The 20,559-nt window shown below is 70.2% G+C and carries 18 protein-coding genes and 2 pseudogenes; 11 read left to right on the top strand and 9 right to left on the bottom strand.

The window, feature by feature from the left end; genetic code table 11:
- Positions 1 to 80: 80 nt before the first annotated feature.
- Positions 81 to 1,424: a cytochrome P450 gene (locus ABZ016_RS25690; protein ID WP_356919039.1), complete on the top strand. Its 1,344-nt coding sequence runs from the start codon at positions 81 to 83 to the stop codon at positions 1,422 to 1,424.
- 226 nt (positions 1,425 to 1,650) lie between these two features.
- Here the strand turns inward: ABZ016_RS25690 and ABZ016_RS25695 are convergent, their stop codons facing one another.
- A complete protein-coding gene (locus ABZ016_RS25695) occupies positions 1,651 to 3,951 on the bottom strand; it encodes a polyprenyl synthetase family protein (RefSeq protein WP_356919103.1) in 2,301 nt (766 codons plus the stop codon).
- Positions 3,952 to 4,125: 174 nt separating this feature from the next.
- Between ABZ016_RS25695 and ABZ016_RS25700 the strand changes: the two genes are divergently transcribed.
- From ABZ016_RS25700 to ABZ016_RS25710, 3 genes and pseudogenes are all read left to right on the top strand, one after another.
- The gene (locus ABZ016_RS25700) at positions 4,126 to 4,734 is read left to right on the top strand and encodes an ABC transporter ATP-binding protein (protein ID WP_356919040.1); all 609 of its coding nucleotides are present in this window, start codon (positions 4,126 to 4,128) and stop codon (positions 4,732 to 4,734) included.
- Complete coding sequence (locus ABZ016_RS25705; RefSeq protein ID WP_356919041.1) at positions 4,731 to 5,582, top strand: ABC transporter permease; 852 nt, start codon at positions 4,731 to 4,733, stop codon at positions 5,580 to 5,582. Before ABZ016_RS25700 ends, ABZ016_RS25705 begins: the two co-directional genes overlap by 4 nt.
- Positions 5,583 to 5,628: 46 nt before the next feature.
- Positions 5,629 to 5,742 (top strand): annotated as a pseudogene (locus ABZ016_RS25710) (SAM-dependent methyltransferase); the annotation flags it as partial.
- Here the strand turns inward: ABZ016_RS25710 and ABZ016_RS25715 are convergent.
- The 5 genes and pseudogenes from ABZ016_RS25715 to mmuM all read right to left on the bottom strand — a co-directional run.
- Positions 5,735 to 5,885, bottom strand: a pseudogene (locus ABZ016_RS25715) (IS5/IS1182 family transposase); the annotation flags it as partial. The pseudogenes ABZ016_RS25710 and ABZ016_RS25715 overlap by 8 nt on opposite strands.
- A gap of 11 nt (positions 5,886 to 5,896) precedes the next feature.
- Positions 5,897 to 6,205 (bottom strand): hypothetical protein, encoded by a 309-nt coding sequence (locus ABZ016_RS25720; RefSeq protein ID WP_356919042.1) that lies wholly within the window; start codon positions 6,203 to 6,205, stop codon positions 5,897 to 5,899.
- Between the two features lie 37 nt (positions 6,206 to 6,242).
- A complete protein-coding gene (locus tag ABZ016_RS25725; protein ID WP_356919043.1) occupies positions 6,243 to 6,965 on the bottom strand; it encodes a DUF6192 family protein in 723 nt (240 codons plus the stop codon).
- Positions 6,966 to 7,028: 63 nt separating this feature from the next.
- Entirely contained in the window at positions 7,029 to 8,087 is a 1,059-nt protein-coding gene (locus tag ABZ016_RS25730) for a LacI family DNA-binding transcriptional regulator (protein WP_356919044.1), read from the bottom strand.
- A 146-nt stretch (positions 8,088 to 8,233) separates the two neighbouring features.
- The gene (mmuM, locus tag ABZ016_RS25735) at positions 8,234 to 9,145 is read right to left on the bottom strand and encodes a homocysteine S-methyltransferase (protein WP_356919045.1); all 912 of its coding nucleotides are present in this window, start codon (positions 9,143 to 9,145) and stop codon (positions 8,234 to 8,236) included.
- 131 nt (positions 9,146 to 9,276) lie between these two features.
- On the opposite strand from mmuM, the gene ABZ016_RS25740 reads away from it, so the two are divergent.
- Positions 9,277 to 10,659, top strand: coding sequence for an amino acid permease (locus tag ABZ016_RS25740; protein WP_356919046.1), 1,383 nt, complete (start codon positions 9,277 to 9,279; stop codon positions 10,657 to 10,659).
- A 59-nt stretch (positions 10,660 to 10,718) separates the two neighbouring features.
- Positions 10,719 to 11,546 carry an MOSC N-terminal beta barrel domain-containing protein gene (locus ABZ016_RS25745; protein WP_356919104.1) on the top strand — a complete coding sequence of 276 codons (828 nt, stop codon included), beginning with the start codon at positions 10,719 to 10,721 and terminating at the stop codon, positions 11,544 to 11,546.
- Here ABZ016_RS25745 and ABZ016_RS25750 read toward each other — a convergent pair.
- Both ABZ016_RS25750 and ABZ016_RS25755 read right to left on the bottom strand, forming a co-directional pair.
- Positions 11,518 to 11,946 (bottom strand): hypothetical protein, encoded by a 429-nt coding sequence (locus tag ABZ016_RS25750; RefSeq protein ID WP_356919047.1) that lies wholly within the window; start codon positions 11,944 to 11,946, stop codon positions 11,518 to 11,520. The genes ABZ016_RS25745 and ABZ016_RS25750 overlap by 29 nt on opposite strands.
- Entirely contained in the window at positions 11,943 to 12,266 is a 324-nt protein-coding gene (locus ABZ016_RS25755; protein ID WP_356919048.1) for a hypothetical protein, read from the bottom strand. Before ABZ016_RS25755 ends, ABZ016_RS25750 begins: the two co-directional genes overlap by 4 nt.
- 209 nt (positions 12,267 to 12,475) lie before the next feature.
- On the opposite strand from ABZ016_RS25755, the gene ABZ016_RS25760 reads away from it, so the two are divergent.
- On the top strand, positions 12,476 to 13,564 hold the full coding sequence (locus ABZ016_RS25760) for a glycoside hydrolase family 43 protein (protein WP_356919049.1): 1,089 nt from the start codon (positions 12,476 to 12,478) through the stop codon (positions 13,562 to 13,564).
- Position 13,565: 1 nt separating this feature from the next.
- Positions 13,566 to 14,978: an RICIN domain-containing protein gene (locus tag ABZ016_RS25765; protein WP_356919050.1), complete on the top strand. Its 1,413-nt coding sequence runs from the start codon at positions 13,566 to 13,568 to the stop codon at positions 14,976 to 14,978.
- Positions 14,979 to 14,985: 7 nt separating this feature from the next.
- Here ABZ016_RS25765 and ABZ016_RS25770 read toward each other — a convergent pair whose 3' ends face one another.
- Positions 14,986 to 16,647 (bottom strand): rhamnogalacturonan lyase B N-terminal domain-containing protein, encoded by a 1,662-nt coding sequence (locus tag ABZ016_RS25770; RefSeq protein WP_356919051.1) that lies wholly within the window; start codon positions 16,645 to 16,647, stop codon positions 14,986 to 14,988.
- A gap of 191 nt (positions 16,648 to 16,838) precedes the next feature.
- Between ABZ016_RS25770 and ABZ016_RS25775 the strand changes: the two genes are divergently transcribed.
- The 3 genes from ABZ016_RS25775 (at position 16,839) to ABZ016_RS25785 (ending at position 20,527) form a co-directional block, all read left to right on the top strand.
- On the top strand, positions 16,839 to 17,882 hold the full coding sequence (locus ABZ016_RS25775) for a rhamnogalacturonan acetylesterase (RefSeq protein ID WP_356919052.1): 1,044 nt from the start codon (positions 16,839 to 16,841) through the stop codon (positions 17,880 to 17,882).
- Positions 17,883 to 17,970: 88 nt separating this feature from the next.
- Positions 17,971 to 19,650, top strand: a complete 1,680-nt coding sequence (locus ABZ016_RS25780) for a DUF2264 domain-containing protein (RefSeq protein WP_356919053.1) — start codon at positions 17,971 to 17,973, stop codon at positions 19,648 to 19,650.
- A 70-nt stretch (positions 19,651 to 19,720) separates the two neighbouring features.
- Positions 19,721 to 20,527 (top strand): isocitrate lyase/phosphoenolpyruvate mutase family protein, encoded by an 807-nt coding sequence (locus ABZ016_RS25785; protein WP_356919054.1) that lies wholly within the window; start codon positions 19,721 to 19,723, stop codon positions 20,525 to 20,527.
- Positions 20,528 to 20,559: the final 32 nt, after the last annotated feature.

Raw genomic sequence — 20,559 nt, forward strand, 5'->3', positions numbered from 1 at the left:
GTTCAGGAGCACGTGCACTACCCGAGCCCGCGGCGCTCGGAACGGACTCTCGGCAGTGCGCCGTTGGAGGGTTCGTGGACATGACGAGGAGCATCCCCAAGGCCCCCGGTGCTCTGCCGCTGCTCGGCCATGGGCCGGCTCTGCTCCGCGACCCGCTGGGCTTTCTGGAATCCCTGCCCGACCACAACGTGGTCCGGTTGCTTCTGGGCAGAAAACCGGCGCTCCTGGTCCGTGAACCAGAACTGACGCGCCAGGTACTCGTCAGCGACCGCACCTTCGACAAGACCGAGTGGTACGGCAAAGGCCGTGAGGTGATGGGTGACGGCCTCCTCATCTGTCCCCACAGCGCGCACCGCCGGACTCGTCGGCTGGTTCAGCCGGTCTTCCACCCGAGCCGTCTGCCCGGCTACGCCACGATGATGACCAGCGAGACCGCGGCCGCCGCCGGTGCCTGGCGCGACGGGCAGGAGTTCGACGTCCCGAGCGAGATGACGCTACTGATCACGCGCGCTCTGGTACGCGCGATGTTCTCAGATGCCCCGTCACCCGGCATGCTGCGTCAGACGACCGAGGACATTCTCACCCTGGCCAAGCTCAGTGGCCCTTTGACCGTCCTGCCTCCCGCGGTGGCTCGGCTGTCGCTGGTCGGCAATCGCCGCTTCCGCCAGGCAGGCATCCGCCTGCGGGAGGTCACCGGCGGCATCCTCAGCGAACGTTGCGACGACGTGGCCAGCCCCGGAGATCTACTCTCCGCCCTTTTGGCCGCCCGGCCCTCGACAGGGACAGAATCCGAAGACCAGCGCTTCACCCACCGAGAGATCATCGACCAGCTCACCGCCTTCTACTTGGGCGGGACGGACACAACTGCCACCACACTGGCTTGGGCACTCCTGTTGTTGGCGCAGCACCGAGAGGTCGAAGACCGAGTCCACGCCGAGGTGGATGGAGTCCTTGCAGGCGCCGGGGCAGGTGTAGAACACCTGCCCCGCCTGCCGCTGACCGCTCAGGTCATCAAGGAAGCGCTACGCCTGTACCCGCCGGCCTGGCTGGTTCCCCGCACCGCCACCGCCGACACCCGGCTGGGCAGCCATCACGTTCCCGCCGGAATGACCATCATCTACAGCCCTTACGTCATTCACCGCCAGCGCGACCTGTACGAGCAGCCCGACCGCTTCGATCCCGACCGCTGGGACCACGAACGGCGTCCACAGCCGCCCCGCCACGCTTTCCTCCCCTTTGGAGGAGGCGCCCGCAAATGCATCGCCGAAGGCTTCGCCATGACTCACGCCACCATCGCCCTGGCCACCATCACCGCCCGCTGGCGTCTGACCCCGGTTCCCGGCTGCCGCATCCGCCCTTCCATGGCGATCGCGCTGTCCCCCAACGGACTGCGCATGCAGGTGACTACACGGTCTCCCCGGTAGACGGATCGAGATCAGCGCTCTGACCCGAGCCTCGGTCCGTAAATCCGGTGACAGCCCGGGCGCTGAAGGCACCGCTTAGGCTCATTCGCCTGTTCGCGCCCCGATGCGCTCCGTCCCTGCCGCCCACCCTGAGCGCACGGTGGGCCGCCCTGGCAGCCGGAGCAACGTCGTTTCGGACCGGTCATGCCCGGCGCCTTTGTGACGACGATCACGAGTCGCTACCGGGTCAACACGAATTGGACGGGCTGGGTGATGAGGTGTCGTCGGTCGGGGCCTGCGGATCGTATTCCGACACGCGTTGCGCGGCGTACCAGCCCAGGGCGCGCACCATCGCCTTGTGGGAGGTGTGGGGCAGGAGCGGGTCGAGGGTCTGCCAGGCCCGGTCGACCAGGTCTCGGGCTTCGGCGAGGCATACCTCCAGGGCGCCGCTGCGCATCAGCAGGTCCGATGCCTGGAGGGCGCTGGCGTCAGTGCGGAGGTAAAGGGCTTCGCGCAGGAGTTGGCGGTCGCGGGGGTCGAGGAGGCCAGCGGCGTGGGCCACAGGATAGGTGACGGCGCCGTTGATCAAATCTTCGGCGGGGGTACGGACGGCGAGGCCCCGCCGGTATTCCTCCGGGGTGCACTGGCCGTACAGGTCCATGACGTCGTCGCTGATCTGGTAGGCGACGCCGACGTCCTCGAAGTACTGGGAGACGGCTTTGAGCTGCTCGTCGTCGGAGCCTGCGAGGATGGCTGTGATCTCGGCGGTACAGCGGACGAGCATGCCTGTCTTGAGGCGGTGTGTGGTGAGGATCTGTTCCAGCAGAGCGCGGGGATCCCCGGTGGTGATGGCGTCGTCGAAGGCATCGTGGTGGCCGGCTAGGTCGAGGGCCTGGCCGGCATGGCCGGCGCGCATGGCGCGCAGGTAGAGCTGGTAGATGCGCAGCATGGTGGGCGCATCGGCTTGGGGGATGCTTTGGAAGAGGGGATCAAAGGTGAAGTAGCACAGGGTCCCGGAGGTGATCGTTTCGGCAGTGCCGAAGACCTCGTGGACGCTTGGTTGGCCGCGTCGGGTCGGGGAGCGGTCTTGGATGTCGTCGACGATCAGGGCCGCGGTGTGCAGGAGTTCGGTGCCGGCGGTCAGAGGGCGATAGGGCTCAGGATCGATTCCCAAGAGACAGAAGACGGTCGCTGAGATGTATGGCCGCCAGGAGCGTCCGGGGTTGTCCAGCAGGTGCAGGACCGGGGCAACGAGAGCCTGGTGGAGGCGGGCGTGAGCGCTGGCGTCGAGCTGCGTTCCGTCGTGGGTGCCCGCGAGGAGGCCCACGGCGGCGGTGTCGGCCGGGTCGGTCGGATACACAGCGGCCGCTTCCACCCGGGCGATGTCGTGGCTGCGCCGCATGTACTGCTCGATGTCGCCGATGCTGTTGTCCGGAAGAGTCTGCACGACTGCTGCCCCGGCTACGGGCCGGCCGTTCACAGTGCCGCGCACGGTGGCGTGGCTCTCCCAGAAAGCGCGGCCCACAGTAAGGGTGCGGATCTCCCGTGCGGTGGCGGGAGCGGTGATCTCCAGCTCCAAGCCGAGGGCGGGCACGCTCGCGGTTACCGCCGTCGGGTAGGTGTTGAGCGTCGCCAATGAAGTCCAGTGACGAGTCGGCTGCCAGGTCACATCGTGGTGGCTGACGGTGCCGTCCGGCGCGACGGCAGTCGCGCGCGAGAAGACTGGGGCTGTGGCGGAGCCGGCTGCGCACGCATGGGTGATGCTGACCTCCCACCCGTTATCGAGCTGGAGACCAGCCCACTCCCAGGAGTGGTCCAACATGCCACGCGTCTGCTGGTTCCGGTAATAGGTCGTGCCCCAGTCCTGTTCGAACCACGCTTGTCCCTCCACTCGCTTGCGTGTGCCGTCCTTGGTGAGCAGGGTGCCCTGGACATGCAGGCGGGGAAGGATGAACGAGGTGAGGTCGACATCGCCCGGGAGGCGTCCCGTGGCGTCAAATTGTGGTACTGCCGGCTTGTCCGCAGTGAGAAGCAGCTCGAAGTGGTCCTGCTCGCGGAAGGTCAGGCGGAATGCCCCGTCATCCTCGCGGCGCAGTGCAGCCACGTCGCCCACCCTGATGTCCAGGTTTCCGGCCGACTCCGTCACCGGCTCCAGCAGCAGACGGTCAGGCAGAAGCGGGCCCTGCGCCAGGGCGTCGGTCAGCGCGGTGCGCACCCGCGGGTCCATGACCTGGTCATCGCTCATCGCCTGACGGATGACCTTCAGGGCAGTGGGCGTGATCCACGTGCCGTACGACAGGCCCTGCGAGCCGTGGTGCGTGACGCACAGGCAGTAGCCGGGCCCGGCGGTGGGGTCCTGCACGTCATGATGACGCAGGACGCTGCACGTCCAGGTGTGGGACAGCCCGTCCTCGTCGCGCAGGTGTCCGAACAGATACCAGATCTCAACGCCGGCTGATGGGTGCGGGTTGCCGAAGGCCGCCACATCGGCGGTTGGGCGCGGCATCTGCGCAGGCACCTGCGTCGTGGACGAAAAGACGGGAGTCATCACCCCCGACAACCTAAGGTCATCGCTCCGCAGCCGATGACGATCACACCAATATCCACTGCATTGGATGAAACACGAAAACAATCACTACCGTTGGCGTGTCCCCCCACGTCACGCGTCGTTGAACGGAGGCCAGTTCGTCGCTGCGTTCATCACACCGGGAGGCAACCCTCGATGGAGGTCCGCAATGTACGCCACACCTACCGCAACCGCGTGGTGCTACGGGGTGTCGACCTCGACCTGCCCGGGGGAACGCTGGCCGGCATCGTCGGTGAGAACGGTGCGGGCAAGACGACACTGCTGAAGATCCTCTCCGGTGAACTCCGCCCGGACCACGGCGAAGTCCACCACAACGGCAGGTTCGGCTACTGCCCGCAGGCGGTCGTCCTCAACGACGCTCTCACCGTCCAACAGCACCTTCTCTTCTTCAAAGCCGCTTACTCCCTGCCAGACCTGCGCAGGGCCGAAGAGTGCATGGAAGTGCTCCACTTCCGCGAGTACGCAGACGAACGGGTCAGCGTCCTGAGCGGTGGAACCCGACAGAAGCTGAACCTGACCCTGGCCCTCATGCACGACCCACAGGTACTGCTCCTGGACGAGCCCTACCAGGGCTTCGACTGGGACACTTATCAACGATTCTGGGACCTGGCCACGCGGCTGCGCGAGGAGGGATGTTCCGTTCTCGTCGTCTCCCACCTCGCCTACGACGCCGAGCGCCTCGACGTGCTGTGGCGGCTGAACAACGGCCTCCTGCACGACTACGCCACGAAGCGGCACGCATGAAGCGCCTTTCGTCGACAAGGCACTGGACGCTCTTCGCCACCGCCACCCGGTACGCGCTGACCGAGCACCTGCGCAACCGGTTCGCCATGGTGCTCGTAGCCCTCTTCATCCCGATGTGGACCGCCCTCGCGTTCCTGTCGGTCCCCAGCACCAAAGTCCGCTTCCAGCTCCGGGCGACGGGCGAGACCCTGACGCCCGGCGGCAACCAGCTCACCGAGATCACCGGAGCCCTCAACGCCGTCACTCTGATCATCGGCTTCATGATGTTCGCGGCGTCCTTCTCCAGCGGACGCTTCGACCGGCGGCTCGCCATGGCCGGCTACCCCCGCACGCACCTCGTCCTGGCCAAGATCACGTCCCTCACCCTGGCCTCCGGAGTAGTGGCCCTCTACGCGACCGCCTTCACCTGCATGTTCCGGGTCCCCGAACAACCGCTCCAATTCGCCGCCGCGCTGTTCTGCGTGGGACTGACCTACGGGGCCCTCGGCGTGGCTTTCGGCTCACTGCTGCGCCGCGAGGTCGAGGGCATGTTCGCCATCGTCATGATCAGCGTCATCGACCTCGCCCTGCAGAACCCGCTCTACAGCTCCTCGTCCGACAGCCCCATCGTGCACTACCTCCCCGCCTACGGGGCCATGCAGGCCAGCACCGGCGCCGCGTTCTCCGCCGCTCCACTGACGCGGTACTTCGCCATCCAGCTGGTGTGGTTCGCCGCAGTCGCCCTGGTCGGCCTTCTCGCCTTCCACCGCCGCACCCACACCACCATGCCGGTCGCCGAGCAGCCTCAGTACCTCCCGCAGCAGTCCCTGCTCGTGCAGCAGCCGGAGCGCACCGAGCCTTCGGCCTGACGCCCCCGCTTCGGCCGGGGCAGGCCGGGAAGCGGAAGCGTGATCATCTCGCTCAGCGGACATGACCTTTGACGACATCGTCCATGAAGCCAGGGACGTCCTCCCTGGCGCACGGCTGCGGCGACGGTTGTTCTGGCGCTATACGCTTGTACGGAATCAGCCCTGATGGGACCGTGGCTTTCGCGACCAAGTGTCGGTTCGGGGGCTCTTGCGGGTGAGACGCCGGGTCATCATGGTGATGAGTGCCCAATTCAGGTGGGCTTCGGAGTGCTGCGGAAGGCGTTCGTAGTCGCGTGCGTTGCGGTGGACGGGGGCTATTTGGAGAGCTGGGCGAGTGTGGCACGGACCCCGGTGAGCTGGGCGGTGGCGAGCTGGGCCCATTCCTCGTCGGGGTAGCGGGCCAGGTGCGGGTCGAGCGTGCCCGTGATCACCCGAGTGAGGCGGCCGAGGATCTGCCGGAACTGCCGCTTGTCGTACTCGATCCAGTCCGCGGGGTCGTCGGAGAACATGAACCCGTCCCGGCGGGTCCAGGTGATCGGCGTCAGGTTCTCCGCGGCGACGACGTCACGGACGTGCCGGATACCCCGGCCGACCTGCGAGCGGGTCAGGCGGGTGGCGGCCATGAGCTGGTAGGTGTGCAGCCCGCGGGCCTGGCTTCCATCAGGGCGACGCGGACCAGGTCGCCGTAGTGCTCGGCCAGCGGCCGAGCCTCCCGGCGCCGCGGCACGGCCACTCCTCGCCTTTGAGCAGCTGAACCAGCTGCTCGTCCAGGGTGAACTCGCCGTTGTCGAGCGCCCCTTCGAGCCAGTCCGCCGCGGCGCGGACCCGGCCGATCTGCCGGCGGACGGTCTCGCGCTCGTCCTCGGGGAACTCCTGCCCCCGCAGCTGCGGGACCAGGCGGCCCAGGGTGGCGACGAAACCGTGGCAGGAGCCGACCGGGTCGAGGTACTCGATGGTGTGCTCGATCGCGCGGACAGCCGGAGTGCGCTCCCGGGTCCGCTCGCGCGTCTCGTTCGAGTTTCGAACTGAGCACGGTTGACGAGCATCCGGGTGGTGTCGTCCCGCATCGCCGTTCCGGGCGACAGTAGGACGGCGCAACAGGCTGGTCGTGACCTCCTTCGCGACCGTGTCGTCCCTGGTCAGTTCCGTGACAACCCGCACCCGCTCGGCCGGGGTGACGCGCTCGGTCACGGCCGGCCGCTTCAGCAGATCGGTGGCGACCTGCGCGGCGACCTCGTCATCACGGGTCAGACCGGCGACGGCCTGGACCTTCTCATCCACCGTGACCGGGCGGTCAACGCACTGGGCCTCTGCCGTCATCGTCTGCGGCAGCGGATCACCGCACTCCCGGCAGTACCGCCGAGCCGTCTTGTCAGCCCCCACAACCCAGATGATCCGGCCGTACACACCTCACGGCCAGGGATCAAAAACACCTACTTACGGCAGTCACCGGGACGCAGGCGGCCCCACCGAGTCCCGTACGACGACATGCGTGCCGAGCAGCAGGTGTTCGTCCGCGGCTCCCTGCGTGTGTTCGAGGGCCGTGCGGACGGCCAGGCGGCCCAGCTCCTCGTAGGGGACGTGGACCGTCGTCAGGGCGGGATGCAGGTCGCGGGCGAAGGGGATGTCGTCGTAGCCGGCGAGTGAGACGTCACCGGGGACGGTCAGTCCCGCCTCGTGCAGGGCGGTGAGGGCGCCTGCCGCGACCATGTCGGTGGCGGCCACGACCGCGGTGAACTCCATGTCCTCCTTGAGCGCCTGCTGCATCAGGCGGTGGCCGGAGTCGCGGGTGAAGTCGCCGTGCAGGACGAGGGCCGGGTCGGGGTCGAGGCCCCGGGCCCGGTGGGCCGCGAGGTAGCCGCGTTCCCGGCCCAGGGCCGTGGTGTGGTCCGCCCCGCCGCCGAGGAACAGCACCCGGCGGTGCCCCTGGGCGAGGACGTGGGCGACGAGGGTGTAGGCGCCGCCCTCGTTGTCGTACTCGATGACCGTCACCGGGGCGCCGGGGTCCAGCGGTGGCCGGCCGCACAGGACCAGGCGGGAACCGGCCGAGGCGAGGGAGTCGGCCATGCGGTGGGTGCGCTCGCGGTACTCGGGGGTGTCGGCGGCGCCGCCGACCAGGATCACGGCGGCGGCCCGCTGGGCGCGCATCATCTCGACGAACTCCAGCTCGTGCCGGACGTCGCCCTCCGTGCTGCACACCAGACAGAGATGGCCGAGGCGGGTCGCCTCGCGTTCCACACCGTGGGCCATGAGCGCGAACGACGGCCCGGTGATGTCCTCCAGCACGAATGCCAGCGTGGGCGTACCCACGCCGGCGATCGCCTTCGCCCGGGCGTCGGCCACGTAGTCCATCTCGCGTACCGCCCGCATCACGCGCCCGCGGGTCGCCGCGCTCACCGGGTACACGCCGCCCAGCACCCGCGACACCGTCGACGCCGAGACCCCCGCGCGGGCCGCGACGTCCCTGATGGTGCTGCGGCTCGCGTCCCCGCTCTTCCTCGTCATGCCTGCCTCGTCTCTCCCGGGCACCGGTGCGCACCCGCCCCCGCGGGAACCCGCGGCAACATCACGGCAACCGGTTCCCATGACGGAGGCTAGCAGTGGAGGGGGAAGCGGAGGAGGGGTGTGCGCCTACCGCCGCGGGCTGCTGTTCACGCCGCCCCCAGCGTCCCCGCGATCCCCGAGATCGCCTCCGGCCCCACCCGGCAGCAGCCGCCGATCAGCCGGGCCCCGGCCTGCTGCCAGCCCTGCACCTGGCCGGGGGTGAAGGTGGCGCGGCCGGTCCAGGCGCGGGCCTCGGCGTTCCAGGTCTCGCCGCTGTTGGGGTAGACCACGACCGGCTTGCCGGTGACCCGCGCCGCCGTCGCGGCGGCCCCGTCCACGTCCTCGGGCGCGCAGCAGTTGACGCCCACCGCGATCACCTCGTCCACGTCGGCGGCCAGGGCGAAGGCCTCCTCCAGCGGCTGCCCGGCGCGGGTGCTGCCGCCGGCGACGGAGTACGTCAGCCAGGCCGGCACCCCGAGCCCGCGCACCGCCCGCAGCAGGGCCTCGGCCTCGTCGGCGTCCGGGACCGTCTCCAGGGCGAGGACGTCGGGACGGGCGGCGGCCAGCACCTCCATCCGCGGGCGGTGGAAGCGCTCCAGCTCGTCCACCGTCAGCCCGTAGCGGCCCCGGTACTCCGAGCCGTCCGCGAGCATCGCCCCGTACGGGCCGACCGAGGCCGCCACCCACAAGGGGCGGGAGGCTTCCGCCTGTCCGGCGGCTTCCCGGGCCGACTCGACGCTCAGCACCATGAGTTCGGCCGCCCGGCCGGGGTTGATGCCGCGCTTGGCGAAGCCCTCGAACGTGGCCTGGTAGCTGGCCGTGATCGCCACGTCCGCGCCCGCCCGGAAGTAGGCCAGGTGCGCTTCGGTGACGGCCTCCGGCTGTTCGGCGAGCAGCCGTGCCGACCACAGCTCGTCGCTCAGGTCGTGCCCGGCGGACTCGAGCTGGTTGGACATGCCGCCGTCGAGGACGACGGTCCCGGCGGCGAGGGCTTCGGCGAGGGTGATGGTGCTGGTCATACGGACGACGGTAATCGAGATCCGGTGGTGGACCCCAGCCGATTGTGTCCATCAGATGAACAGGTCGCCCAGCATATGGGATGGCGGGTTACGATCACGGCCTCCCCCCTCCGCTTGCACCAGGAACGCCCATGACCGTCCCCACCCCCACCGAGGCCGCCGAACCCGCGGAACCGGCCCCGGCCCCCACGACCGCTCCCCGCCGCACCTTCGGCCTCGCCGCCGCCACGGCCCTCGTCATGGGCAACATCATCGGCGGCGGCATCTTCGCCCTGCCCGCCACCGTCGCCCCCTACGGCACGGTCAGCCTGCTCGCCTTCGTCGTGCTCTCGGTCGGCGCGGTCGCGCTCGCGCTGCTCTTCGGCAGGCTGGCGCGGCGCAGCCCGGTCACCGGCGGGCTGTACGTCTACCCGCGGGACGCCTTCGGCGAGTTCGCCGGGTTCCTGTCGGCCTGGTCGTACTGGACGATGTGCTGGGTCAGCATCGCCGCCCTGGCCGTCGCGGTGGTGGGCTACGTCGACGTGCTGATACCCCTGCACGGCAACCACGTCCTCCAGGCCGCCGTCGCCATGGCCGCCCTGTGGCTGCCCGCCGCAGCGAACTTCGCGGGCACCCGGTGGGTCGGCGCGGTGCAGGTCGTCTCCACGGTCCTGAAGTTCGTCCCGCTGCTCCTGCTCGCCACGATCGGCCTGTTCTTCGTCGACGCGGACAACTTCGGCCCGTTCAACGCCTCCGGCCAGAGCGTCTCGGGCGCGCTGGCCGCCTCCGCCGCGCTGCTGCTGTACAGCTTCCTCGGTGTCGAGTCGGCCGCCGTCAGCGCGGGCGAGGTACGCGACCCGGAGCGCACGGTCGGCCGGGCGAGTGTCCTCGGCACGCTGGCCTCGGCCCTGGTGTACATCCTCGGCACGGTCGCGGTGTTCGGTCTGGTCCCCCATGACCGGCTCGTCGACTCGGGGGCCCCGTTCGCCGACGCGGTGAACACGATCACCGGCGGGGGCTGGGGCGGCACCGCGATCGCCCTGGTCGCCGTCGCCTCGATCACCGGGTGCCTCAACGGCTGGATCCTCATGGCGGCGCAGATGCCGTACGCCGCCGCCCGTGACGGTCTCTTCCCGGCGCGCTTCGCCCGGGTCGGCAAGGGCGGCGTCCCCGGCTTCGGCGTCTGGGCCTGCGCCGTCCTGGGCACGCTCCTCATCGCCCTGAACTACACGGCCGGCCCGGACACCACGTTCCGTGTCCTCGTCCTGATCACCACGTTCACCGGCTGCGTGCCCTATCTGCTGTCGGCCGCCGCCCAGTTGTACTGGCTGGCCCGCGGCAGCCGCGACCGAGTCCGCCCGGCGGGCCTCACCCGCGACCTGATCGTGGCGGTCGTCTCCTTCGCCTTCTCCTTCTGGCTGATCGCGGGGGCCGGTTACGCGGCCGTCTACCAGGGCGTGCTGTTCCTGTTCGCGGGGATCCCGGTGTACGTCTGGCTGCGCGGGCGCAAGGACAGGGCGGAGGCGGCGGCATAGCATCGGGGGTGCCGTAGGGCGCTGCCGCGCATGCTGATTCCAGGGGGAAGGCCATGGCCATGGCCCGTGTCGTCGAGTTGTCGTACTACCCCCTCAAGGGATGTGCCGGGACCTCCGCGCGCGAGGTCCTCCTGACACCGGCCGGGCTCGCACACGACCGCAGCTTCATGGTCGTGAGCGAGGACGGGGTGTACCGGACCCAGCGCCGGGACCCGAGGCTGGCCCTGGTCCGGCCGGACGTCAGCGCCGACGGCGAGCAACTCACCCTCCGGGCCCCAGGCATCGAGGCGCTCCACCTGGACGTGGACACCTCCGGCGCGCGCCAGGAGGTGGACCTGTTCGGGGCCCCCTACCGGGGCATCGACCAGGGCCGCGCGGCAGCCGACTGGCTCTCGGAGGTGCTGCGCGTCCGCAGCCGGCTCGTGCGCGTGCCGCCGGAGCACGACCGGGTGACCGACGGCATGACCCCGGGCACCTCCGGCTATGCCGACAGTTGCGCCCTGCACGTCATCTCCCGCTCCACCCTCGACCTGCTCAACCGCAAGCTGACCGAACGCGGCGCGCCGCCGCTGCCCATGAACCGCTTCCGCCCCAACATCGTCATCGACGGCTGGGCCGACCCCCACACCGAGGACCGCGCCCACCGCATCCGCCTCGGCGACACCGAACTCGGCTACGCGAAACTCGCCATCCGCTGCGCCGTCACCATGGTCGACCAGGCCTCCGCAGCCAAGGCAGGCCCCGAACCTCTGCGCACCCTCGCCGCCTACCGGCGCGCGGCCCAGGGCGGTGTCGCCTTCGGCACGAAGTACGCCGTACTCCGAACGGGCAAGCTCTCCGTCGGTGACGAGGCGACCGTCACGTCGTGGGGCGAGTCCGAGGTGTGAGCGCACGCCCCGGCCGGATCGTCCGTACGGCGAGCACGGGATCGACGGGTTCGACCAGTTGCTCGACCGCGACCGCCACGAGGTCGGGCGGGGCATCGCCGACGAGCAACCCGCGTACGTACGCGAGAGCTCGCGCCGGTGACAGCACCGGCAGCCTCTTGCGCAGCACGCGAACGGCCCGCACATGCCCCTGTGCGGCACCGACGGCACGGATCTCGTCGTGCAGATCGTCCACCGGGGTCCGAACGGACAACCCACGGATGCGCACCCGGTAGTCGGATTCCCACTGACCATCCAACGCCGACAGGACGCCGATGCAGTGCAGCCCGCCATCGGCACGGTCGACCAGATACGGTCCGTTGCCGCCCAGCATGGCGAAGGGGTCACCTGTGCGCATCACATGTGCAGTTTCCCGTACGGCCGCCGGAGCGACGAGCCGTTTTCCCCGTGGACCGGGTTGCTCACGGGGCGCCGGCCGCCTCGGGAGGTCGTCGGTACGGCCAGGCTGACGGCGAGGGCCGAGGCCAGTGCGTAGGGCCACCAGCCGAAGCCGATGGGTTCCGAGGCGCCGGTGTCGCGGGAGGTCGTGTCGTCGGGTGCGGACGCCGAGGGTGGGGTGGGAGGCCGGTTCGGGGTGGCTTCGGCGGGGGGAGCGGCGAGCAGGGACGCCGCCAGGACGCCCGCGGCCGCTGCTGTGGTGTGGAGGGGGAGGCTGCGCACATGAAAGGAGACCTGGTGGCGGGCGGCCGATAACAGAAATCCGGCCACTGCGGGTTCAGGAGTCCATGAAGCCCCGGACGCCTTCGTCCCGTCAGACCCGTTGACCTCCTCGTGACTCACCCTTACCTTTTCGGCGTTCGTAATGACAGATGGTGTTCGACATACCAGACAACACCGTGTGTCCCCCAGTGAGAGGCAGGCCCCTCCCCATGAGCCGCGACCGCGACCCCGCTCTGCCCGAACCCCCCAGCCGCAGACTGCTGCTGAAGGGCGCCGCAGCCGCCGGTGCCCTCGCCGCCGTCCCCGGCGTAGCCCAGGCCGGTGAGCTCGCCAGGCCCCCGAAGCCGGCCCCCTACGTGAACCCGCTCGTCCGCAACCGGGCCGACCCGCACGTCAACCGGCACAAGGACGGCTTCTACTACTTCACCGCCACCGCCCCCGAGTACGACCGCATCATCCTGCGCCGCTCCCGCACCCTGAACGGCCTCGGCACCGCCGCCGAGTCCGTCATCTGGCGCGCCCACGCCACCGGCCCCATGGGCGCGCACATCTGGGCGCCCGAACTCCACCGCATCGGCGGCAAGTGGTACATCTACTTCGCCTCCGCGCCCGCCGAGGACGTCTGGGCGATCCGCATATGGGTGCTGGAGAACGCCCACCCCAACCCTTTCAAGGGCACCTGGGTGGAGAAGGGCCAGGTCAAGACGGCCTGGGAGACCTTCTCCCTGGACGCCACGACCTTCACCCACCGGGGCAAGCGCTACCTCGCCTGGGCGCAGCACGAGCCCGGCCTCGACAACAACACCGGCATCTTCCTGTCCGAGATGGCGAACCCCTGGACCCTGACGGGCCCGCAGGTGCGGCTCTCCACCCCGGAGTACGACTGGGAGTGCATCGGCTTCAAGGTCAACGAGGGGCCGTACGTACTGAAGCGCAACGGCCGCCTGTTCATGACGTACTCGGCCAGCGCCACCGACTTCAACTACTGCATGGGCCTGCTGACCGCCGACGCCGACAGCCACCTCCTGGACCCCATGAGCTGGTCCAAGTCGCCGACACCGGTCTTCACCAGCAACGACACCACCAAGCAGTACGGCCCCGGCCACAACTGCTTCACGGTCGCCGAGGACGGCCGTACCGACGTCCTCGTCTACCACGCCCGCCAGTACAAGGAGATCAACGGCGACCCGCTGAACGACCCCAACCGCCACACCCGCGTCCAGAAGCTCGGCTGGAAGCCGGACGGCACCCCCGACTTCGGCATCCCGGTCGCCGACACCGCGAAGGCGGGTGCATGAGATGAGACGTGCGTACGCGCTCCTCCTCGCCCTGTGTCTAGGGCTGTTCGGCGCGCTCGCCACCGCCGGACCAGCCCAGGCCGCGCCCCGGACCGTCACCAACGGCACCCAGTTCACGGACACCTCGGGCGACCCCGTCCACGCGCACGGCGGCGGAGTCCTCAAAGTCGGCTCCTATTACTACTGGTTCGGCGAACACCGCAACGCCGACAACACCTTCCGGTACGTCGACGCCTACCGCTCGACCGACCTGAAGAACTGGGAGTTCCGCAACCACGTCCTGACCGAGGCCAGTGATCCGGAGCTCGCGACCGCCAACATCGAGCGGCCCAAGGTCATGTACAACGCGGCCACCGGCAAGTTCGTGATGTGGATGCACAAGGAGAACGGCACCGACTACAGCGAGGCCCGCGCCGCCGTCGCCGTCTCCGACACCGTCGACGGGAACTACACCTGGAAGGGCAGTTTCCGCCCGCTCGGCCAGCACATGTCCCGGGACATCACGGTCTTCGTCGACACCGACGGCGCCGGGTACATGATCTCCGCCGCCCGCGAGAACTACGACCTCCAGATCTACCGCCTCACCGCCGACTACACCGGCATCGCGAGCCTGGTCGCCAACCCCTGGCCCGGCGGCCACCGCGAGGCCCCGGCCCTGTTCAAGCGGAACGGCGTGTACTTCATGCTGACCTCGGGTGCCACCGGCTGGAACCCCAACCAGCAGCAGTACGCCACGGCCACCAGCCTCGCCGGCCCCTGGTCCGCCATGAAGAACATCGGCGACTCCACGGCCTACGGCTCGCAGACCGCGTTCGTCCTGCCCGTGCAGGGCGGTTCGGGCACCTCGTACCTCTACCTGGGCGACCGCTGGGGCAACTCCTTCGGCGGCACCGTCAACGACTCCCGGTACGTGTGGCTGCCGCTGACCTTCCCCAACTCGACCACGATGTCCATGTCCTGGTCGCCTGAGGTCACCGTCGACACGGCCGCCGGAACCGTCTCCGGCACCAACGCCACGTACAACACCCTCATCGCCCGCCACTCCGCCAGGTGCGCGGACGTGACGAGCCAGTCGCTCTGGGCCGGTGCCCAGCTCAAGCAGTACGACTGCAACGGGGGCACCAACCAGAAGTACTGGTTCAAGTCCGTCGGAAGCGGTTACTACCAGCTGATGGTCAGGAACAGCAGCCTGTGCGTGCAGGAGAACGCGAGCACCGTCACGCAGGAGAACTGCAACGCCTCCGCGACGAGCCAGCAGTGGTCGCTGACCACCACCGGCTCGTACGTGAACGTCAAGGCGCGTGCGACCGGGGAGTGCCTGGACGTGAACGGCGCGTCCACCGCCAACTCCGCCGCGCTCATCACGTACACGTGCAACGGAGGAACCAATCAGCAGTGGACGCGCGGCACCTGACCGGAACTCAGGCGAGCAGGTCGATCGCGTCGATCGCCGTGCCCGCGCTGAGGTAGCCGGTCGCCCCCGACCCGCTCACCACGTCGATCCTCAGCACGTTGTACTGACCGGCGTCCGTCTTCCAGGCGGACGCCGGGACGCTGTACGTGAACGTGTGGTTATTGCCCCGGTACGAACCGTTGGTCAGCGACCGGGTGTTCGGCTGGGTGGGCGGGGAGGGGACGGCGGACGTCCAGGTGTCGTTGACGGTGACCTGGGGGCGGCCGTTCGCGTAGGCCGTCGTCACCCCGATGCGCAGGGTGTGCGCGGCGGCCACCTGGGCCGAGGTCAGCTTGAAGTACACCAGGATGCCGCTGTTGACGTCCTTCCAGAGGTAGCAGGGGAAGGCCGCCGTCTCCCCGTTGCCGATGACGACGTTGCCCGTCCAGGACGCGGCCCGCACGTCGGACGGGTGCGCGTACGTCATCAGCTCCGCGTTCTTGAACCCGCCCGGAGTGCCGTCCCAGTCGCCGATCCCCCAGATCGCGCTCGCGTGGGACGGGTCGTTGGAGGCCGGGACGGCGATCGTGTTCAGCGTGGTCGTCCCGCCCGCCGTCACGCTCACCGACGTGGTGTACACCGCCAGCTCGCCCTTGAAGACGGTCAGCGTGTACGTGCCCGGCAGGACCCCGGGGACGGAGAAGAAGCCGTCCGAGGAGCGCGCCGAACCCCAGTACTGCGCCGCCGCGTTGGCCAGCCCCACCGTGTACGGGTACGCCGGGTTCCGCCCGGAGATCCCGACACCGGCCACCTTGCCCCGGCCGCTCGCCGGCACATACCCGGAGATGCCGAGCGCGTCGGCCCACGGGGTGGTGAGCGTGCCCGGGAACAGCGCCGAGGAGGGCGCCCCGCCGTCCGTGAAGGCGATGACGTACGGGCCCTGGAGGCCGAAGCGCTGCGCCTCGGTCTGGTTCTGCCCGTAGTAGAGGATCTCGTACAGGCCGCCGCCGTCCGCGCTCTGGTGGCGCAGCAGCGAGCGGTAGAACGGCCCGCCGGAGGCCTTCTCGTGGTTGCTGCGCACGACCCACAGGCCGACGCCTCCGGCAGACCAGCCGACGTAGTCGTAGTCCATGACGCGCCGCTTGGAGTAGTGCTTGGAGCGGGTCTGCCCGTCGGACTTCCGGAACACGTCCGAGGCCTCGATGGTGGCCGGCGCGTAGGTGTAGGAGTCGGGCTCGTCGTTGAGGAACGCGCCCTTCTTCACGCGCACGATGTACCGGGTCGCCGAGACGGACGCGTCGGCCTTGTTCGTCCACAGGTAGACGTTGTTCTCGCCGCTGCGGGCCGCGTACCAGTGCTTCAGCGTGCCGTGCGTGACGGAGACGAGGATCGTCGAACCGGACTGCCTGATGCCGACCGTGGAGGTGCCGAGACCGGACTCGATGTGCGAGTTCATGCCGCCGTAGCCCTGGTACTCCGTGCCCCGGTACACCAGGGAGGTCAGGTCGCCGGTGGACTTGCTGACCTTGAAGACCAGCTGTGCGCCGGTGTCGACGACGTAGTTCGAGCCGTCGTCGGACCAGCCGAAGCCGGCGGCGCGCGCCGTGCCGGCGAGGGCGGTGCCGGCGGCGGCCGTGGCGCCGAGGACGAAGGTGCGGCGGCCGACCGGTCTGTTCGGGGATCCGGGCATGGGGGGTGTCTCCTCCGGAGGTGGGGGGCTTGCGGGTGTGAGCGAGGGTGACAGTTGAATCGATTTCGCGAAAGGGCTTTCACGCTTCAGGTGAAAGCACCGCTGGGAAAAGCGGTGAAGGGGTAGAAAGCGCTTGCGGCAAGCGGTACGGTCCAGCGGCCGGACCTTGTCGTCGTACGGAGGAGCCACGAGTGAGACGTTTCACCATCGGCCTGCTGGCCGCCGTGACGCTGAGCACCGCCCTGTCCGCCGTGCCCGCCCACGCCGACGGGGGAAGCGGGAGGCCGGGCCTCGCGCACTGCGCCGCCGGCACCTGCCACTTCGACGTCCCGCCCGGCACGTACGACGTACGGGTCACCCTCGGCGCAGCGGCCGCGTCCAGCACGAGCGTCAGCGGCGAGACCCGCCGCTCCCTGCTGCCCGAGACGGCCGCCCCGGCCGGGAAGCGCCTCACCCGCAGCTTCACCGTGAACGTCCGCACACCCGAGGGCGAGCCCACCGGCCCCGACGGCACCCCCGGCCTCTCCTTGCGGATCGGCGGTTCGGCGCCCGCCCTCGCCGATATCCGGGTCACCCCCGCCCGGCACGCCCGACAGATCTTCCTGGTCGGCGACTCCACCGTCTGCGACCAGCCCGGCGACCCGTACTCCGGCTGGGGCCAGCAACTGCCCCAGTACCTCCGCGAGGGCGTGTCCGTCGCCAACTACGCCGATTCCGGGGAGAGTACGGTCTCCTATCTGGGGAACCCGAAGCTGTGGGCCACCGTACGGCCCCTGATCCGCCCCGGCGACCTGGTCCTGATCCAGCTCGCCCACAACGACAAGACCACGGACGAGACCACCTACCGGGCCAACCTGGAGACCCTGGTGGCGGGAGTCCGGGAGCGGGGCGGACAGCCGGTCCTTGTCACTCCCATCGTGCGGCGCTGGTTCAACCCCGACGGCACGCTGAACAACGGAACCGCGCTCTTGGTCAACGGGCTGGGCGTCGACCACCCGGCGGTCACGCGCTCGGTGGCGGCCGCGCGGGACGTCCCGCTGATCGACCTGACGGCGAAGACCAAGGAACTCGTCGAGTCCCTGGGCGTGGAGGGGTCGAAGGCGCTGTACCTCTACAACGAGGCGCGGGACAACACGCACACCTCCGTGCGCGGTGCGACGGCCTACGCGGCCCTGGTCCGCGACGAACTCGTCACCCGGCATCTGGTGCCGAAGGGCAAGGTGCGGGTGAGATGAACCCCTGGGGCGCCCCGACCGGAACCGGGGCGCTCCAGGCTTCACCCGTTCCGACCGTTCCGAGCGTCCTGAGCACGAAAGAGAACCGATGCGACTGCCGCCCGCCGACCACACGTCCAGCCCCGCCACCGGCTACACCCGCGCCCACTGGGAGGCGGCGGCCGACGCCCTGCTCGCCGCAGTCGAGCCGTACGCCACCGACGACCGCGCGCTGTACCACCTGCCCGGCGACCGCAGCAGCTGGTCCGGCCGCCTCTCCGACGGCCTGGAGGGCTACGCACGCACCCTGCTCCTGGCCGCCTTCCGCCGCGACGAAAAGGCCCTGGAGCGCTACGCCGACGGCCTCGCCGCCGGCGTCTCGGGCGTCTGGCCCCGCATCGAGGACCGCAGCCAGCCGCTGGTGGAGGCGGCCTCGATCGCACTCGCCCTGCGGCTGACGCGGGAGCTGCTGTGGGACCGGCTGGACGACGGCGTACGGCAGCGGGCGGCCGCCTGGCTCGGCGACGCCCTCACCGCCGAACCCTGGCCCTGCAACTGGGAGCTGTTCCCCGTCACCGTGGGCGGTTTCCTGGCCGAGATCGGCCACGAGCCCGAGGCGTCCCGCGCGGCGATCGACCGGGGCCTGGAACGCATCGAGCAGTGGTACGTGGGCGACGGCTGGTACACCGACGGCGACGGCCGCAAGTTCGACTACTACAACGGCTGGGCGATGCACCTCTACCCGGTGCTGCACGCCTGGCTGGAGGGCGACGAGCGCCTGCTGGACCTGTACGGGGGGCGCCTTTCCCGTCACCTCTCCGACTACGCCCGCCTGTTCGGCGGCGACGGCGCGCCCCTGCACCAGGGGCGTTCCCTGACGTACCGCTTCGCGACGACGGCCCCGCTGTGGCTGGGCGCCCTGACCGGCCGTACACCGCTGGCGCCGGGCGAGACCCGGCGCCTCGCCTCCGGAGCCCTGCGCTACTTCCTCGACCGGGGCGCGGTGGACGACCGGGGCCTGCTGTCCCTGGGCTGGCACGGCCCCGACGAGTCCGTCCTCCAGGGCTACTCGGGCCCGGCCTCCCCGTACTGGGCGAGCAAGGGCTTCCTCGGCCTGCTCCTGCCTGCCGGCCACGAGGTGTGGACGGCGACGGAGGAACCCGCCCCGGCCGAGCGCGCGGACGCCGTCACCCCCGTCGGCCCGCCCAACTGGCTGCTGCAGTCCACCCGTTCCGACGGCGTGGTCCGCCTGCACAACCACGGCAGCGAGGACGTCCGCTACGACCCGTACTACACGCGCCTGGCCTACTCGACCGTGACGGCTCCGGCGCCGTCGTACGACAACAGCGTGTTCGTGGGCGATGACCCGAGCCGCACGGGCATCGAACCGCTGGGCACCGGCGACGGCTGGGCGGCCTCGCGGCACACGGCGGGCGGTGGGGCACGGGTGACGAGCGTGGTGCTGGCGCGCGGAGCGACGGAGGTGCGGGCGCACTGGGTGTCGGGGGCCGAGCCGGGCACGCCGGTGCGGGTGACCGGCTGGTCGGCGCCGGAGGGTGTCCGGGCGGAACTCCTGCCCGCGATCGGCCTGGACGAGACCCTCACCGGCGTCACCGGCGAGGGCACCGCCCTCTTCGTCGCCCTGGCCCGGTTGACGGCGGAGGAGGATCCCGTCCCGCTGGCGGGGACCGTCGCCGTCAGCTCCGACGAAGGGGAGCTGACGGTCCGCTGGGGCGAGGGCCCCGAGGTGCGGGTCCGGCTCGACGGTCCGGGGGTGAACGTCTCCTGAGTCCAGGGCGGTGTGGGGACACGGACGTACTTCGGTCCGGGCCGAAGCGACCCGGACCTAGCGTGTGCTCATGAGCGCACACCACCCGAAGCAGCCGCAGACCGCGCAGGCCGCGGAGACGGCCACCGCCTTCGCCGACCTCCACCGTGCCGAGGAGCCGCTCCTGCTGCCCAACGCCTGGGACTGCGCCTCGGCGCGGATGCTGGCGGCGCAGGGATACCGGGCGATCGCCACGACCAGCCTGGGCGTAGCCGCCGTCGCGGGCCTCCCGGACGCGGTGGCGGCGACCCGTGAGGAGACACTCCGCCTGGCCTTCGCCCTCGGGTCCGAGCCGTTCCTGCTGTCCGTCGACGCCGAGGAGGGCTTCAGCGAGGACCCGGACGAGGTGGCGGAGTTCGCGCGGGAGCTGTACGCCGTCGGAGTCGCCGGCATCAACCTGGAGGACGGCTGCGGCCCCGTCGACCGGCTGGCGGCGAAGATCACCGCGGTCAAGAGGGCCGCTCCGGGCCTGTTCGTCAACGCCCGCACGGACACCCACTGGCTCCGCGAAGGCGACCTCACGGACACCCTCGCCCGCCTCGACGCCTACCGGCAGGCGGGCGCGGACGGGGTCTTCGTCCCCGGCCTCACCGACCTGCGGGAGATCACCGCCCTGGTGCGCCGGCTGGACGCCCCCCTCAACGTCCTCCACTCGCCCGGCGGCCCCTCCGTCGCCGACCTCGCCGCAGCCGGCGTGCGCCGCGTCAGCGTCGGCTCCCTGCTGTACCGGCGGGCACTGGGCGCGGCCCTGGAGGCGATGGCGGACATCAGGGCGGGCCGGACGCCCAGCGGTGCGGCACCGTCGTACGCAGAGGTGGCGGGGCTTGCGACCGGCTAGAGCCGTTGCGAAAGTGGATCTCCCGCAACACC

Origin of the sequence: Streptomyces sp. NPDC006372, assembly GCF_040612515.1 — a bacterium.
Lineage (GTDB): Bacteria > Actinomycetota > Actinomycetes > Streptomycetales > Streptomycetaceae > Streptomyces.